This window comes from Xylophilus rhododendri, from assembly GCF_009906855.1.
Taxonomy (GTDB): Bacteria; Pseudomonadota; Gammaproteobacteria; order Burkholderiales; family Burkholderiaceae_C; genus Xylophilus; species Xylophilus rhododendri.
On sequence record NZ_CP047650.1, the window covers coordinates 5196935 to 5213650 of the forward strand.

At 69.9% G+C, this 16716-nt stretch carries 7 protein-coding genes; 5 read left to right on the forward strand and 2 right to left on the reverse strand.

Translation table 11 applies throughout. The annotated features are described in order from the left end of the window. Positions 1–16 precede the first annotated feature (16 nt). The 4 genes from GT347_RS27880 to GT347_RS24085 all read left to right on the forward strand — a co-directional run bounded on the left by GT347_RS27880 (position 17) and on the right by GT347_RS24085 (position 8127). On the forward strand, positions 17–4969 hold the full coding sequence (locus tag GT347_RS27880) for a pilus assembly protein (protein WP_160555500.1): 4953 nt from the start codon (positions 17–19) through the stop codon (positions 4967–4969). Next, a complete protein-coding gene (locus tag GT347_RS24075) occupies positions 4966–5451 on the forward strand; it encodes a type IV pilin protein (RefSeq protein WP_160554599.1) in 486 nt (161 codons plus the stop codon). Before GT347_RS27880 ends, GT347_RS24075 begins: the two co-directional genes overlap by 4 nt. An 83-nt stretch (positions 5452–5534) precedes the next feature. Next, positions 5535–7046 carry a DegQ family serine endoprotease gene (locus GT347_RS24080; protein ID WP_160554600.1) on the forward strand — a complete coding sequence of 504 codons (1512 nt, stop codon included), beginning with the start codon at positions 5535–5537 and terminating at the stop codon, positions 7044–7046. 151 nt (positions 7047–7197) lie between these two features. After that, positions 7198–8127, forward strand: coding sequence for an SGNH/GDSL hydrolase family protein (locus tag GT347_RS24085; protein ID WP_160554601.1), 930 nt, complete (start codon positions 7198–7200; stop codon positions 8125–8127). Here GT347_RS24085 and opgC read toward each other — a convergent pair. Continuing rightward, positions 8115–9293: an OpgC domain-containing protein gene (opgC, locus tag GT347_RS24090; RefSeq protein ID WP_160554602.1), complete on the reverse strand. Its 1179-nt coding sequence runs from the start codon at positions 9291–9293 to the stop codon at positions 8115–8117. The genes GT347_RS24085 and opgC overlap by 13 nt on opposite strands. A 46-nt stretch (positions 9294–9339) precedes the next feature. Here opgC and GT347_RS24095 point away from each other — a divergent pair, with 46 nt between their 5' ends. Beyond that, a complete protein-coding gene (locus GT347_RS24095) occupies positions 9340–15447 on the forward strand; it encodes an alpha-2-macroglobulin family protein (RefSeq protein WP_160554603.1) in 6108 nt (2035 codons plus the stop codon). Positions 15448–15462: 15 nt separating this feature from the next. Here the strand turns inward: GT347_RS24095 and GT347_RS24100 are convergent, their stop codons facing one another. Then, positions 15463–16521, reverse strand: coding sequence for a hypothetical protein (locus GT347_RS24100; RefSeq protein ID WP_160554604.1), 1059 nt, complete (start codon positions 16519–16521; stop codon positions 15463–15465). Positions 16522–16716 lie beyond the last annotated feature (195 nt).

The window sequence follows — 16716 nt, forward strand, 5'->3', positions numbered from 1 at the left end:
GAAATCCATGGCATCCATGTCCCGACTCCTCACCCGTGCCTTCCTGGCTTTCCTGGCCGCCGCCGCGCTGCTGCTGCCGACGCTGTCGGACTCCACGCCGGTCGATGTCTCGCGCCCGCGCGCCACCGTGCCGCCCAACGTCGTCACCACCTCCAACCGGCCGATGGTGATGCTGGCCACCTCCAAGGACCATTCGCTCTTCGGCCCGATCTACACCGACTTCGAGGACCTGGACGACGACGGCGTCATCGACACCACCTTCAAGCCCACCTTCAAGTACTACGGCTACTTCGACGCCACCAAGTGCTACCTCTACAGCCTCACCGACGGGCAGTTCAACCCGGCCGTGCTGGCCACCATCACCACCACCGGCAGCGGCGCCACCGCCACCACCAAGTACAGCTGCCCCAGCACCGCCAGCTACTGGGCCGGCAACTTCCTCAACTGGGCCACCATGACCCGGCTGGACACGGTGCGCAAGATGCTCTACGGCGGCTCGCGCTCCACCGACATCAACGGCACCACCGTGCTGCAGGGCGCCGACCTGGTCTGGGACGCCCACTCCTTCGTCAAGTACTACCGCGGCACCGACATCCGCGACTACACCCCCTTCACCACCGCCGCGCTCACCAAGACCACCGGCTCCAACGCCAACGTCTACGCCGGCCTGAGCCTGTGCACCACCGGCTCGACCGACGTCACCTCCACCACGCAGCCGGTGATGCGCATGGTCAAGGGCAACTACCGCTTCTGGTCCACCGTCGAGATCCAGCTCTGCCGCTGGCGCGAGGACTACAGTGCAGGCACCTTCGGCCCCAAGCTGGCGGCCTACTACAAGGATGCGGACAAGGGCAACGGCGGGGTCGCGCACGAGATCACCATTCCGTCCAAGTCCACCGACGGCGCCACCTATACCGGCATCACCAACCCCGAGCTGAACATCAACGTCAAGGTCTGCGTGCCTTCGCTGCTGGGCGACGAGCGTTGCCAGGCCTTCCCCTACAGCTCCACCACCAACTACAAGCCCTACGGCCTGCTGCAGGAGTTCGCCTATCCGCGCACCACCGGCACCGCGGCGCGCGCCGAGTTCGGCCTGATCACCGGCAGCTATGACTTGAACCACACGGCCGGCGCGCTGCGCAAGAACATCGGCGACCTGACCGACGAGATCAACGCCACCACCGGCGTGTTCTGCCACAGCACCGCCTCCGGCTGCGCCACCACCCTGGCCGACGGCCGCACCACCGGCAACGGCGCCATCAAGGCGCTCGACGCCATCCTGCTCTACGGCCGCTCCAACGGCGGCTACGGCAACGGCAACACGCCGAGCAACTCGCCCGACGGCAACCTGCCGGCCTGGGGCAATCCGATCGGCGAGATGCTGGTGCAGTCGCTGCAGTACTACGCGGGCCTTTCCAGCACCAACCCCAGCACCACCACCAACGACCGCAATTCCGGCCTGCAGGTGGTCGGCTGGCAGGACCCGCTGTCCAACAGCAACAGCACCCGCACCAACCTCTACGGCAATGCCATCTGCCGGCCGCTGCACACCCTGGTGTTGTCGCCCGCCGCGCTGAGCTTCGACGGCCAGGCCGGCACGCCCTTCGCCACGCTGCCCAACCGCAGCGGCACGCTCGACAGCTACACCGACGCCATCGGCGTGACCGAAGGCCTGGCCAACACCCTGCGCTCGGTCGGCTCGGTCAGCGGCAAGGGCCTGACGGCGGCCGACGACACCAACTCCTGCTCGGCCAAGACGGTCGGCTCGCTGTCCAACGTCAACGGCATCTGCCCCGAGGCGCCCGCCATGGGCGGCACCTACCAGGTGGCCGGCGCCGCCTTCTACGGCAACACCGCCAAGATCCGCACCGTCACGACGCCGCCGGCCGACATCGCCACCGTGGCCAATGCGCTCAAGGTCAAGACCCTGGCCGCCTCGCTCACCGGCGGCACGCCGCGCATCGACGTGCCGGTGCCGGGAACCAATCCCACCAAGTACGTCTACATCACCCCGGAAAGCGTGGAGGAGGGCGGCAAGGTCAGCGCGCCGCTGACCTTCGCCTCGGTGGCCACCGGCGCCAACAGCCAGGGCGGCACCTTCGGCTCGTTCATCGTCACCTGGAACGACATCCTGATGGGTGGCGACTACGACATGGACATCACCGGCTTCATCCGCTACGACACCATTCCCAACGCCGCCACGCCCAGCGGCTGGGACATCAAGATCACCACCGACATCCCCGGCGTCTGCGGCGGCGGCGGCGGCACCCACGGCTTCTCGGCCATCGGCGTGCAGACCGCCACCGGCGCCACCGCCAACGGCCGCTACCTCACCCACCAGCACAACGGCGGCAACACCAGCGCCCGCATCCTGTCGGCCACCATGCCGCCGACCAGCGAATACCTCTGCGGCGACGCCACCTACCGCGCCACGCCCATCGTGGCCAGCGCCGTCACCACCGCCAGCGGCGTGGCCTCCACCCAGACCAGCAACTACGCCAACACCGTCTGCGCCGTCACCGGCAACGGCACCACCTACGACCCGGGCATCCCCAACCTGACCAGCTACTGCTCGGTCAAGCCCTACGCCTATCCGGTGGCCATGACCTTCCGCATGGTCGGCGAGACCAACGCCCTGATCAAGGACCCGCTCTGGTACGCCGCCAAGTACGGCTACTTCACCTCCAGCCGCAACAACGGCGACGGCACCTACACCAACCTGACCACGCCGCCCGACCAGGCCAGCTGGGACAGCCTGCGCGCCGACGGCACCAGCGGCAGCGACGGCATCCCCGACGGCTACTTCCTGGCCCGGCGCCCCGACGTGCTCGAAGCCCAGCTGCGCCGCGCCCTGGCCGACATCGCCGGCAAGGCCAACACCGCGCCGTCCACCTCCGGCGTGCAGCTGGTCAGCGGCAGCTACCGCTACGACGTCACCTTCAACTCCGACACCTACGATGGCAACATCGAGGCCTATGCCGTCAATTCGAGCGGCGACTTCAACACCTCGCCCACCTGGCGCGCCGGTCCGTCCCTGGGCTGCCGCACCACCGGCCCCTGCACCGGCATCACGCCGGACAACGGCAACTCGCGCCAGATCATCACCAACTACGGCAACGGCGCTGCGGCCGGCGTGCCCTTCCGCTGGGCCTCGCTGCCCACCGCCTACCAGACGCAGATGACCACGGCCAGCACCAACGTGCTGTCCACCACCAACGCCACCGCCGCCGTGGCCTACATCCGCGGCGACCAGACCAACGAATCGGCCACCCGGCTGCGGGTGCGCGGCACCAATCCGCTGGGCTCCATCGTCAACTCCACGCCCTGGCTGCAGGACGTGCCCGGCGCCGGCTACACCGGCACCGCCTATGCCGGCTACACCGCCTTCCTGCGCAACAACCGCAGCCGCACCAAGCTGCTGTGGGCCGGCGCCAACGACGGCATGCTGCACGCCTTCAACTACGACACCGGCGCGGAAGTCTTCGCCTACGTGCCGGGCGTGCTGGCCAACCGCCTGGCCGAAATCCCGCTGCAGCGCACCGGCGCGGTCACCACCCTCAACGGCAGCAGCTTCGTCACCGGCACCGAGTCGCGGCCCGACGGCACCCTCTGGCCCTATGTGGACGGCAGCCCCTTCACCGCCGACGTGCGCCTGGGCGCGGACTCCGCCACCGCCGACGCCACCAACTGGCGCACCATGCTGGTCGGCAGCCTGGGCCGAGGCGGGCGCGGCATCTTCGCGCTGGACGTCACCGACGTCGGCCGCCTGCAGGCCGGCGAGAACGCCGCCTCCACCATCTTCCGCTGGCAGTTCACCTCCGACGACGACGCCGACCTGGGCTACATCGCCAACGACTGGACCACCAACGCCAACTCCAAGCAGGCGCAGCCGGTGGTGAAGTTCAACAACGGCAAGTTCGGCTTCCTGCTCGGCAACGGCAACAAGTCCACCAACGGCAAGGCCGTGCTGTATGCGATCTTCGCCGACGGCCCCACCGGCGCCAGCGGCGCCTGGACCTCGGGCACCGACTTCATCAAGCTGGCCACCAGCGCCGAGATCAACAACGGCCTGTCCCAGGTCACCTGGATCGACACCAACGGCGACGGCATGGTCGATTACGCCTATGCCGGCGACCTGCAGGGCAATATGTGGAAGTTCGACCTGAGCAGCACCACCCCCAGCCAGTGGAGCGTCGCCTACAAGGTCGCCTCGATCAACACGCCCCTGTTCACCGCCTCCAACGGCCTGACCCGCCTGCCCATCACCAGCGCGCCGCAGTACGTCTACGGCCCCTTCAACGGCACGCTGATCTTCTTCGGCACCGGCAACGCCTTCGAAAGCGCCGACTACCCCACCACCACCGGCCAGCGCATCTACGCCGTGCTCGACCGTGCCAGCTACGCCAACAGCGGTGTGGCGCCCTCGGTCGACCTCGGCCTGCTGGCGCAGCGCACGCTCTCGCGCGCCAGCGACGGCACCGTCACCATCAGCGGCACCGTCACCGACGTGAACTGGAGCACCCAGAACGGCTGGTACGCCGCGCTGCCCGGCACGTCCGAGGTGGTGGTGTCGGACGCCAGCATCCGCTCCGGCACCTTCGTCTTCACCAGCATCCGGCCGCCGGACGCCAACACCTACTGCACCACCCAGCCGGCCGTCACCCTGTTCGCCATGGACACCCTCTCGGGCGTGGCCAAGCGGGTGGTGCAGGGCGTGACCGTCACCGGCAGCGGCAGCTCGGCCACCACCAAGAACAACGTGGGCAGCACCATCATCGACCAGAAGGTCAAGGTGATCGACGACCGCACCGGCAAGGCCTTCACCAACCCCAACAGCGGCGGCGCCGTCTGCGGCGAAGGCCAGGTGGCGCGCCGCATCGTCGGTGCCAACACCAACAAGTCGATCTGCTTCAACTCCACGCCCCGCAAGCAATGGCGCGAAATCCCCAATCTGAGAACCGACAAATGACAGCAACCCGGAAGTCCGCTCGCGGCTTCACCCTGATCGAAATGATGATCGTGGTGGCGGTGATCGGCATCCTCTCGGCCATCGCCTATCCCGCCTACACCGAGCAGATCGCCAAGGGCAAGCGCTCGCAGGCCAAGGCCCAGCTCATCGCGGGCCAGCTGTGGATGGAGCGCTTCTATTCGGAGAACTACCGCTACGACCAGAACTCGGCCGGCACCGCCGTCACCGACAGCAGCCAGTTCCCCGCGCGTTTTTCCACCGTGCCGCCGGCGGGCGAGGGCACGACGGTCTACGACCTCGCGGTGAGCAACCCGAACCGGGACAGCTACCTCATCACCGCCACCCGCAAGGCCGGCAGCAGCATGGCCAGCGACAAGTGCGGCAACTTCACCATCGACAACCTGGGCCGCAAGAGCATCGTCGCCGGCAGCTACACCGGCTACGCCTCGGTGACCGCCGCCATCGCGGCCTGCTGGAACTGAGGCGCCGCCTAAGCCCGGCATAAGAAGGGCTGGTCAACATCCGTGCACCGCGCCAGGTTCGGCGCATCAACGGAGTTGCCGCCATGTCCTTCCCCGAAACCCTCGTCCGCACGCCCACCCGGCTGGCCGTGGCCTTGCTGGCCGCCGGCGCCATTGGTGGCGCAGGCGTTTCCGCCGTCGAATCGGTGCACAGCCGCAGCCATGCCCAGCCCGCGCCCGCCGTGCTGGCCGCGGCGCCCGGCGCCTCGATCGCGCTGCCGGACTTCTCCACCATCACCAAGCGCTACGGCCCGGCCGTGGTCAACATCAGCGTGATCGGCACCAAGGTGGCCGATGCCTCCGATGGCGATGCAGGCGATGCCGACGGCGCACCGACCGATCCCTTCTTCGAATTCTTCAAGCGCTTCCAGCAGCAGCAACAAGGCCAGCTGCAGGGCCAGGGCCGCCGTGCCCGGCCGCATGCCACGCCGATGCGCGGCGAGGGCTCGGGCTTCATCGTCAGCCACGACGGGCTGGTGCTGACCAATGCCCATGTGGTCAAGGGCGCGAGCGAAGTCACCGTCAAGCTCACCGACCGCCGCGAATACCGCGCCAAGGTGCTGGGCACCGATCCCAAGACCGACATCGCGGTGCTGAAGATCGACGGCAAGGACCTGCCGGTCGTCGCCCTGGGCAAGACCTCCGAGCTGCAGGTGGGCGAATGGGTGCTGGCCATCGGCTCGCCCTTCGGCTTCGAGAACACCGTCACCGCCGGCGTGGTCAGCGCCAAGAACCGCTCGCTGCCCGACGACAGCGCCGTGCCCTTCATCCAGACCGACGTGGCGGTCAACCCCGGCAACTCGGGCGGCCCGCTGTTCAATGCACGCGGCGAGGTGATCGGCATCAACTCGCAGATCTACAGCCGCACCGGCGGCTACCAGGGCGTGTCCTTCGCCATCCCGATCGACCTGGCCAGCAAGATCCAGCAGCAGATCGTGGCGCACGGCAAGGTCGAGCATGCCAAGCTCGGCGTGGCGGTGCAGGAAGTCAACCAGGCCCTGGCCGATTCCTTCAAGCTCGAATCGCCCGAAGGCGCGCTGGTGGCCAACGTCGAGAAGGGCGGGCCGGCCGAGAAGGCCGGGCTGCAGTCCGGCGACGTGATCCGCAAGGTGGACGGCCAGCCGGTGGTGTCCTCCGCCGACCTGCCCGCCGCGATCGCGCTCTCCGCGCCTGGCGACAAGGTGCACCTGGAGATCTGGCGCAAGGGCAGCAGCCAGGAATTGACCGCGACGCTGGCCAATGCCTCGGACAAGGGCACCGCCGTGGCCGACAAGGGCGCGGCCGACGAGCAGGGCAAGCTCGGCCTGGCCTTGCGCCAGCTGCAGCCCGAGGAAAAGGCCCGGTCGGGTGTGAGCACTGGCCTTCTGATCGAGGACAGCAGCGGCCCCGCCGAAATGGCCGGCGTGCAGCCCGGCGATGTGCTGCTGGCCGTCAACGGCACGCCGGCCCGCAGCGTTGAACAGGTTCGTGGCGTGGTCGCGGGTGCGGGCAAGTCGGTGGCGCTGCTGATCCAGCGGGGCGAGGAAAAGATCTTCGTTCCGGTGCGTGTAGGCTGAGTCGCTGCGATGCCCCTGGCACGAATCGTGAATCTGTTCACGGCTCGGTAGAAACCCGTAGGACAAGGCCTTTCTCGGGCCTTGTCCCCGGAACTCGGGTCCCCAGATCGCTCCAACCGGTTCCTCAACCTCACATCCCACTAAAGAGCCCATGCAGATTCGACGCCCCGCCAGCTCCCGTCTCCGCAGCCGCATCGCGCCCCTGTCCCTTGCCATCGTCGGCCTGCTGGGCCTGGGTGTTGCGGGAGGAGTGGCAGCCGCCGGGGTGTTCGAGGGCGACAGCCTGGGCATGCAGGCCACCAACCCGCTGGCACGCCTGGTGCCCGGCCCGCAGGCGCGCTGGAATTCGAGCATGGCGGCCTTCGCCGCATCCGACCGCGAACGCGCACCGGCGCCGGATGGCGTGATCTTCGTCGGCAGCTCCACCATCCGCATGTGGAGCCACCTGGCGCAGGATTTCCGCCAGCTGCCGGTGGTGCTCAACCGCGGCTTCGGCGGCTCCACCATGGCCGACTGCCAGTATTTCGCGCGCCAGCTGGTGCTGCAGTACAAGCCGCGCCAGGTTATGGTCTATGCCGGCGACAACGACCTGGCCGAGGGCCGCAGCCCGCAGCAGGTGGTCGACAGCTTCCGCGGCTTCGTGGAAACCGTGCGCCAGGAGCTGCCGGATGTGCGCATCTCCTACATCTCGATCAAGCCCAGCCCCTCGCGCGCCGCGCTGCTGCCCAAGATCCGCGAGGCCAACACCCTGCTGGCCGCCTATGTGCGCACCCTGCCCAACGCCGCCTACATCGACGTCTACAGCGCCATGCTCGACGCCTCCGGCGCGCCGCGCACCGACCTGTTCGGCCCCGACCGGCTGCACATGAACGATGCCGGTTATGCGCTGTGGACCTCCATCGTCACCGCCTACGTGACCCCCGCCGCCGGCAACAGCCAGACGGCCAGCGCCGTGCCCACCGAAACCGCCGCGCCGGTGCCGTTGCCCCTGGGCGCGCCGGGCCCGACGCCCACCGGCGTCGCACCACCGGTGGCGGCACGTCCGGCGCTCAACGCGATGCGGGCCGTCTACCGGCCCTGAAGCCGGCCCGGGCGGGGCTCGCGGCCTTCGTCTTCTGGCGGCTTGTCGATCCACAGCGTGAGCCGGGCCACACCGTACAGCGCGCCGAAGCAGGCGATCAGCAGCAGCGTGTCCTGCCACCAGGGCCGGTCGAAGCGGGCACCGAAGAAACTCAGCGTCAGCAGCACCACCACCAGGTGGGCGCAGAACACCGGCAGCGAGGCCTTGCCCAGCGTCTCCAGGTAATGCTGGCGCGGCAGGCGTTTGGTCAACGCCGGGCCGAAGCGGATCGTCAGGATGGTCAGCGCGATCAGGTCCAGCAGGCGCAGCGGTCCCAGCAGCCATTTGTCGAACAGCATGTTGAGCTTCTCGTCGGCCTCGAAGGGCGCCTGGCCCACTTTGTGGCGCCAGACCATGCAGGTCACCCCCACGAACACCGCCGCCACCAGCGCCCAGTTGGGAAAGGTGAAGGGTTTGGCCTTGGGATCGTTGCGGCTGGCGCCCATCCACAGGCCCAGCATCCACAGCAGCTGCCAGCCGTAGGTGGCGAAGGAGCCGGTCTCGTGGAAGGGCACCGGCATGGGGATCAGCGCCGAGGTGCCGTTGTAGATCCATTCGCCCAGGCCGAACTGGGCCAGCAGCCAGAGCAGGGCGCTGGTCGCCATCACCGGCGCCCAGCCGTGGCGCAGCGCCAGCGCCAGCACCCAGGGGCTGAGCAGCATGAACAGCACGTACAGCGGCAGGATGTCGAGCAGCGGCGGCTCGTAGATCAGCATCAGCGCCGAGACCAGGGCCACCAGCGGCCGCTGCAGGTAGAAGGACATCAGGTCGGTGACGGCGGTCTGCTCGTGCTTGATGCCGATGAAGGCGATCACCGTGAACAGGAAACCCAGCGTGGCGGCCTGGCACCAGTAGACCTTGAGTGCCCGCTTCCAGAAGGCGCGCTCCATCTCCGGCACGCTCTTCCTCCAGGCCAGCCGGCCGTAGACCAGGCCGGCCATATAGGCCGAAAGGAGCACGAAACCTTCCGCCGCCGAGACGAAGCCGAAAGGCTGGCCCAGCGGCGTGGTCAGCCGGGTCGGGAGATGGGTGAGGGTCATCAGCACCAGCATCAGCCCGCGCAGGGCGTCGATCTCCCAGCGGCGGCTGGAACTGGCGGGCGGAGCGGGCGACGCGGGCTGCGGCATGAATGGGGATGGCACGGAGGGTGCCGATTGTGGCAGTGCCCGGCGTATGAACGGTTTCAAGAATGCCAGGATTTGGGCTAGCCTTTCGGGTCGTCCAAGGCCAGGAAGGTTCCGAGTGTTGCTGCCGCGATTTTTTCACCGTCTCTTCCCGCTGTTCTCCGCCGCGGCCCTGCTGGCCCTGAGTGCCGCACCGGCCTCGGCCCTGCAGATCGCCAGCTTTTCGCCGCAGGGCGAGGTCGGCGAGGTCCGACAGGCGGTGGCCAGCTTCGATGCGGCGGCGGTGCGTTTCGGCGATCCGGCCGCCGCCGCCCCGCTGGCGGTGCGCTGCGAAGGCGCCGACGCCGCCGCGTTCAAGGGCCAGGGCCGCTGGACCAGCGAGCGCCGCTGGGTCTTCGATTTCGCCGCGCCCCTGCCGCCCGGCGTGCGCTGCACGGTCAGCCCCGAGCCGGCTTTCCGCCCGACGAGCGGCGATGCCCTGCCGGCCGGCCGGGTGTTCCGCTTCAGCACCGGCGGCCCCTTCGTGCGCAGCCTGCGGCCTTACGAGGGCGAGCGCATCGACGAGCAGCAGGTCTTCCTCCTGAGGCTGAACGGCGCGGCGACGGCCGAAAGCCTGGCCGCCCATGTCTGGTGCAGGGTCGAGGGCATCGGCGAGCGGGTGCCGGTGCGCGCCATCGGCGGTGCCCAGCGCGATGCCGTGCTGAAGGCGGTCAACGAAAGCAAGGCCGCCGCCGCCGCGCCGCTGGCCTTCGCGACCCTGGCCTGCAATCGCCGCCTGCCAGCGGTAGCCCATGTGGAGCTGGTTTTCGAGCCCGGCGTCGCCACGCCCAGCGGCATCGCCAGCCGTGTCGAGAAACGCTGGAAATTCCAGGTGCAGGAGGCCTTCGAGGCCGAAACCTCCTGCGAACGCGAGAACGCCCAGGCCGCCTGCCTGCCGATCCGGCCGCTGGCCTTGCGGTTCAACGCGCCGGTCACCCGCAAGCAGGCCGCGGCGGTGCGCCTGGCCGGCCCGCAGCAGGAGATGTCGCCGCAGTTCGACGAGGCCACCGGGCCGGACGACGCGGTGGTCGAGAGCATCCGCTTCACCGGCCCCTTCGTCGAACGCGGCAGCTACACCCTCAAGCTTCCGTCCGGCTTCCAGGACGCCGCCGGCCGCCCGCTGAGCAATGCCGCCGCCTTTCCCATGACCATCGCCATGGGCGCCTTGCCGCCGCTGGCCAAGTTCGCCGCCGCGCCCTTCGGCATCATCGAGCGCTACGCCGAGCCCGACAGCGAAAAGACCGGCAAGGCGATGCTGCCCGTCACCCTGCGCCATGTGGAGGCCGCGCTGTCGGTGAAAGCCGCCTCGCCCGGCCGGCCCTCGGGCCAGGTCAGCGACCTGCGTCCGCAGACCGATGCCGACATCCTCGCCTGGCTGGCCCGGGTGGAGCGCTACGACGAGAGCCAGGTGCCGCGCGAGCAGGCCGCCCGCGACATCCAGGGCCCGCTGCCGCCCAAGCTGCCGGACCAGGACGGCGTGGAATCGCGCAGCGTCTCCCTGCTGGCAGGCCGTGCCGATATCCGCACGCTGGCCCTGCCGGCGGCCGCCGCGGGCGATCCCCGGCCCTTCGAAGTCATCGGCATCCCGCTGGACCCGGGCTTCCATGTGGTGGAGATCGCCTCGCCGCGCCTGGGCGCGGCCCTGCTCGATCCGGCCTATGGCGCCGCCCGGCCCATGTATGTGCGCACCACCGCGCTGGTCACCAACCTGGGGGTGCATTTCAAGCTGGGCCGCGAAGGGGCGCTGGCCTGGGTCACCACCCTGGACAAGGGCCGGCCGGTGGCAGGGGCCGCGGTACGCGTGTCCGATTGCGCCGGCAAGGAAGTGGCCAGCGCCAGGACCGACGACAGCGGCATCGCGCGTTTCACCGGCCTGTCTTCCGAGCCGGCGCGCTGCGGCGCCCAGTTCGCCAAGGCCTGGGAATGGCGCCAGGCGTATTTCGTCAGCGCCCGCGCCGGCGACGACATGAGTTTCGTCTGGAGCGACTCGCAGCGCGGCATCGAGCCCTGGCGCTTCAACGTGCCCACCAGCCGCGCCGCCATGCCCGACCTGCAGGCCCACACCGTCTTCGACCGCACCCTGCTGCGGGCCGGCGAGACGGTGGGCATGAAACACATCCTGCGCCGCCAGAGCACCGAAGGCTTCGGCCTGCCGGCCAGCCTGCCGCAGACCCTGGTCATCACCCATGAAGGCAGCGGCCAGGAGTTCACCCAGCCGCTGGCCTGGCGCAACACCCCCACCGGCGGCTGCAGCGCCGAAAGCAGCTTCAGCCTGCCCAAGGCCGCCAAGCTCGGCAGCTATACCGTGGCCTTGCGCTACGAGCGCACCGCGCCCTCGAATGCCTCGTCTGGCGAGAACGACACCACACGCGGCCTCTCGCTGGACACCGGCAGCTTCCGCGTCGAGGAGTTCCGCCTGCCGGTCTACGAAGGCCGCATCGCGCCCGCCGGCAAGCTGCCGCTGGTCAATATCGACGCACTCGCGGCGCAGGTGCAGATCGGTTATGTGTCCGGCGGCCCCGCGGCAGGGCTGCCGGTGCGCTTGTCGGCCATGGTGCGCGGCAAGTCGCTGAGCTTTTCCGACTACGAGGGTTTCGCCTTCGATCCGCCCCGGCCGCGCCAGGACGCCAGCCGGGACAGCGGCCCCGACGACGAATCCGGCGAGGAAACCGCCCAGGCCGCCGACGACGCCCGGGTGGTCGCCGACAAGCTGCCCCTGGTGCTGGACCGCCAGGGCAACGGCAAGACCAGCATCCCCGCACTGCCCAAGAGCGCCGCCGCGCGCGAGCTGCTGCTGGAAGCGCGCTACGCCGACCCCAACGGCGAGGTGCAGACCCTGCGCAGCAGCCTCACCCTCTGGCCCGCCGCGGTGATCGCCGGCATCAAGGCCGAGAGCTGGGTGTCCATCGGCCAGAAGGCCAGCTTGCAGGCCCTGGCGCTGGACCTGGACGGCAAGCCGCAGGCCGACGTGCCCCTGTCGGTGCGGGCCACGGCACGCACGGTGACCAGCAGCAGGAAGCGCCTGGTCGGCGGCTTCTACACCTACGACAACCGCACCGAGACCAAGGACCTGGGCGAGATCTGCTCCGGCCGCAGCGACGCCCATGGCCTGCTGGCCTGCGAAGCCAGCCTGCCGCAGGCCGGCGAGGTCGAGCTGGTGGCCACCGCCCGCGACCGCGCCGGCAACCAGGCGCAGGCCGCCACCTCGGTCTATGTCACCCGCCAGGGCGAGATCTGGTTCGGCGGCGAGGACCATGACCGCATCGATGTCCTGCCCGAAAAGAAGAGCTACCAGCCCGGCGAGACGGCACGCTTCCAGGTGCGCATGCCCTTCCGCCGGGCGACCGCCCTGGTGGCGGTGGAGCGCGAAGGCATCGTCGAGACCCAGGTGGTGCAGCTGCAGGGCCAGGATCCGACCCTGAGCCTGAAGGTGAAGGAGACCTGGGGCCCGAATGTCTACGTGAGCGTGCTGGCCCTGCGCGGCCGGCTGCGCGAAGTGCCCTGGTACAGCTTCTTCAGCTGGGGCTGGCGCGCGCCGCGCGAGTGGCTCACGGCCTATCGCTTCGAAGGCCGCGACTGGGTGGCGCCCAGCGCCCTGGTCGATCTGAGCAAACCCGCCTACCGCTTCGGCATGGCCGAGATCCGGGTCAGCAGCAAGGCCCATACGCTGGACGTGCAGGTGGCCGCCGACAAGCCGCGCTACCCGGTGCGCGGCAAGGCGCTGGTCACCATCAGCGCGCGCCTGCCGGACGGCAAGCCGGCCGCTGGCGCCGAAGTGGCGCTGGCGGCGGTCGACCAGGCCCTGCTGGAGCTGATGCCCAACGACAGCTGGAACCTGCTGGACGCCATGCTGCAGCGCCGCGCCTGGGGCGTGGCCACCTCGACCGCGCAGATGGACATCGTCGGCCGCCGCCACTATGGCAGGAAGGCGGTGCCGGCCGGCGGCGGCGGCGGCCATGCCGCCACCCGCGAGCTGCTGGACACGCTGCTGCTGTGGAACCCGCGGGTGCTGCTGGATGCGCAGGGCCGCGCCACCGTCGAGGTGCCGCTCAACGATGCCCTGACACGTTTTCGCATCGTCGCGGTGGCGGATTCGGGCATCGGCCTCTTCGGCAGCGGCCAGACCACCATCGAGGCCACGCAGGACCTGCAGATCCTCAGCGGCCTGCCGCCGCTGGTGCGCGAGGGCGACCGCTTCCGGGCCCAGATCACCCTGCGCAACACCACCGCCAAGGCCATGAAGGTGCAGGCCCGCGCTTCGGCCGCGCCCCTGGTGCTGCAGCCTTTGAGCATCGACATCTCCGCCAACGAAGCCCGCGAAGTGGCCTGGGACGTGGTCGCCCCGGTCATGGCCGAGGAGGGCGGCGGTGCGCTGGCCTGGGAGATCTCGGTGCAGGACACGGCAGGCAACACCACCGCCAGAGACGCCCTCAAGGTGCGCCAGCGGGTGGTGCCGGCGGTGCCGCTGTCGGTCGGCCAGGCGGCGTTGGTGCAGGTGGACGGCAGCTACCGCCTGGATGTCGCCCCGCCGGCCGGCGCCTTGCCCGCCGAGGGCAGCAGGCGCGGCGGCATCAGCCTGGCCCTGCAGCCGCGGCTGGCCGACGGCCTGCCGGGCGTGCGCGACTGGTTCCTGAATTACCCCTTCGCCTGCCTGGAGCAGAAGACCAGCAAGGCCATCGGCCTGAGCGACGCCGCCCGCTGGCGGACCCTGGTGGCGGAGCTGCCCACCTATCTGGACAGCGACGGCCTGGCCAGCTACTTCCCGCCGCGCGAGGAGTCGGGCAGCCAGGGCAGCGACACCCTGACCGCCTACCTGCTGGCCGCCAGCCAGCAGGCCGCCGCCGCGCATGCCGAATTCGCGCTGCCGGCCGAGGCCCGCGACAGCATGCTGGGCGGCCTGACGGCCTTCGTCGAAGGCCGGATCGAACGCAAGTTCTGGAGCCCGCGCCGCGACCTCGACGAACGCAAGCTCGCCGCCATCGAGGCGCTGTCGCGCTACGGCAAGGCCCAGGGCCGCATGCTCGGCAGCATCGCCATCGTGCCGGAGCAGTGGCCCACCCATGCGCTGATCGACTGGCTGGGCATCCTGCAGCGTGTGACCGACGTGCCGCAGCGCGCCGAGCGTTTGGCCCAGGCGCAGCAGCTGCTGCGTTCGCGCCTGAGCTACCAGGGCACCCGCATCGGCTTCAGCACCGAACGCGACGACCAGTGGTTCTGGCTGATGGCCAATGCCGATGCCAACGCCGCCCGCCTGCTGCTGGCGGTGATGGACGAGCCCGCCTGGAAGGACGACCTGCCCGCCCTGGCCGCCGGCCTGATCGCCCGGCAGAGCCGGGGCGCCTGGTCCACCACCACCGCCAACCTCTGGGGCGGGCTGGCGCTGGAGCGCTTCTCGGCCCGCTTCGAAGCCACGCCGGTGAGCGGCTTCACCCGCGCCACGCTGGGCGCCGCCAAGGCGGCGGTGGACTGGAGCAAGGTCGAACGCGTGACTTCGGCCGATGCCGCGGGCGCCGCCAACACGCCCCGCGCCACGGCCGATGCCCTGGCCGGCCTGCGCGGCAACCGCATGCAGCTGCCCTGGCCGGCCACCGGCGCCGGCACGCTGGAGCTGAGCCAGCAAGGCAGCGGCAAACCCTGGCTCACGGTGCAGGCCGTGGCCGCGGTGCCGCGCCTGCAGCCTTTCGCGGCCGGCTATACCGTCAAGAAGACGGTCACGCCGGTGGAGCAGGCGGTCAAGGGTGTGTGGAGCCGGGGCGACGTGATGCGCATCACGCTGGAGGTCGATGCCGCCACCGACATGAGCTGGGTGGTGCTGAGCGATCCGATCCCCGGCGGTTCCACCATCCTGGGCAGCGGCCTGGGCCGCGATTCGCAGATCGCCACGCAAGGCCAGAAGGCAGCCTCGGGCGCCTGGCCGGCGTACGAGGAACGCAGCTTCGAGGCCTTCCGTGCTTACTACGACTACCTGCCGAGGGGCGGCTTCAAGGCCGAGTACACCGTGCGGCTCAACAATGTCGGCGAGTTCTCCATGCCGCCCACGCGGGTCGAGGCCATGTATGCGCCGGAGATGTTCGGCGAGGCGCCGAATGCGCGGCTGACGGTGGCCGCGCCGCGCTGAGGCCGGCCGCCGCGTTCAGCGCAGCACGCGGTCCTGCGGGGGCGGCGAGCGCCCGATCTCCTCGCGCAGGGCCTGCAGGCAATCCAGCCCGGCGGGGCGGATGTCGCCGTGCATGTGCCACACGATCGCCTTCAGGTGCCGCATGGCGTTGCTGCCCTCGCGAAAGCAGCGTGGAAAGCCCTCGCTCTGCCGGCACAGCAGGCACAGGCGCTCCATCACCTCCAGCCGGCAGGCGATGGACTTGCGATCCAGCATCTCGGTGATGGCCTCCAGCGCGAAGGAGTCGTGGATGTCGCCAGTCGCGTCGTGGCGCGCCGCTGCGCCGGGCCGGGGCGGCGCGACCAGCATGCCCAGCGGGTAGGGGCGCATCAGCTCCAGCAGCACGCGATCGCAGTCCTTCGCCGGTGTCGCGGCGATCGCCATGTCCAGCAGCTTCTGCATGCGGCTCGGCTGCGGCCGCCAGCGCTGGCTCAGCGTCGAGGCATGCATGTAATGCCGCAGCAGTCCCAGGCTGCAGGCCTGGATCCGTCGCAAGTCGGCGTCCGAGAGTCGCGCGTAGTCCTCCAGCATCAGCAAATCCTCGGCCACCGCGTCGAGGATGAGCAGCGCGCCGTGGCCCGGCCGCCGTTCGTAGAAGCCGACGCAGTCGACCATCAGCTCCAGGCGCTGCGCGGCCGGCATCAGGATCTTGCGCGGCCGCTCCAGGGCCTGGTGCACCAGTCGTTGATGGAAACTCGCACCGAATGGCCCGAAGCGCAGGGTGATGCGCGCCCGCCGGGCACACCAGGCCAGCTTGTCGCCTTGCCGCTCGGCGATGCCGGCCAGCAGCTGGCGGGCCTGGCCGGCCCATGACGCGGCGGCGGCGGTGTCGCCTCCGCGCAGCGCATCGGCATGCAGGTCCACCAGGTCGGCCAGCAGGGATTCCAGCTCGCCGTCCTGCAGCAGGCGGGCGATATGGCGTTCGGGATGGCGCAGCGTCTGGCGGATGTCGTCGAGGCGTATCGTGCGCAGGGCGCGGCAGCCGTGGCCCGCGTTGCGGCGGTCGGCCTCGCCGAGCTGGCCAAAGATGTGCATCTTGAGTTCGTCGGGCAGCCGTTCCAGTGCCGACAGGGCATGCCCTGCGTCCCGGTCCGCCGGGAGCTCGCCGGGGTCGGGGTCTGGCGGCTTCGGGATGCCGGTGTTCGGCCAGGGTGGAGAGTGGACGGTTTGCGAAGCTGCGGGAGCTGTTGGAGGCGTGTACATGCGGTCCAGCCTATCGAGCGCTTTTGC

Bases quoted from the DNA above. Each gene is read 5' to 3' on its own strand.
- GT347_RS24080 (WP_160554600.1), top strand. From the start codon at position 5,535: ATGTCCTTCCCCGAAACCCTCGTCCGCACGCCCACCCGGCTGGCCGTG.
- GT347_RS24085 (WP_160554601.1), top strand. From the start codon at position 7,198: ATGCAGATTCGACGCCCCGCCAGCTCCCGTCTCCGCAGCCGCATCGCG.
- GT347_RS27880 (WP_160555500.1), top strand. From the start codon at position 17: ATGTCCCGACTCCTCACCCGTGCCTTCCTGGCTTTCCTGGCCGCCGCC.
- GT347_RS24100 (WP_160554604.1), bottom strand. From the start codon at position 16,521: ATGCACATCTTTGGCCAGCTCGGCGAGGCCGACCGCCGCAACGCGGGC.
- GT347_RS24095 (WP_160554603.1), top strand. From the start codon at position 9,340: ATGAACGGTTTCAAGAATGCCAGGATTTGGGCTAGCCTTTCGGGTCGT.
- opgC (WP_160554602.1), bottom strand. From the start codon at position 9,293: ATGCCGCAGCCCGCGTCGCCCGCTCCGCCCGCCAGTTCCAGCCGCCGC.
- GT347_RS24075 (WP_160554599.1), top strand. From the start codon at position 4,966: ATGACAGCAACCCGGAAGTCCGCTCGCGGCTTCACCCTGATCGAAATG.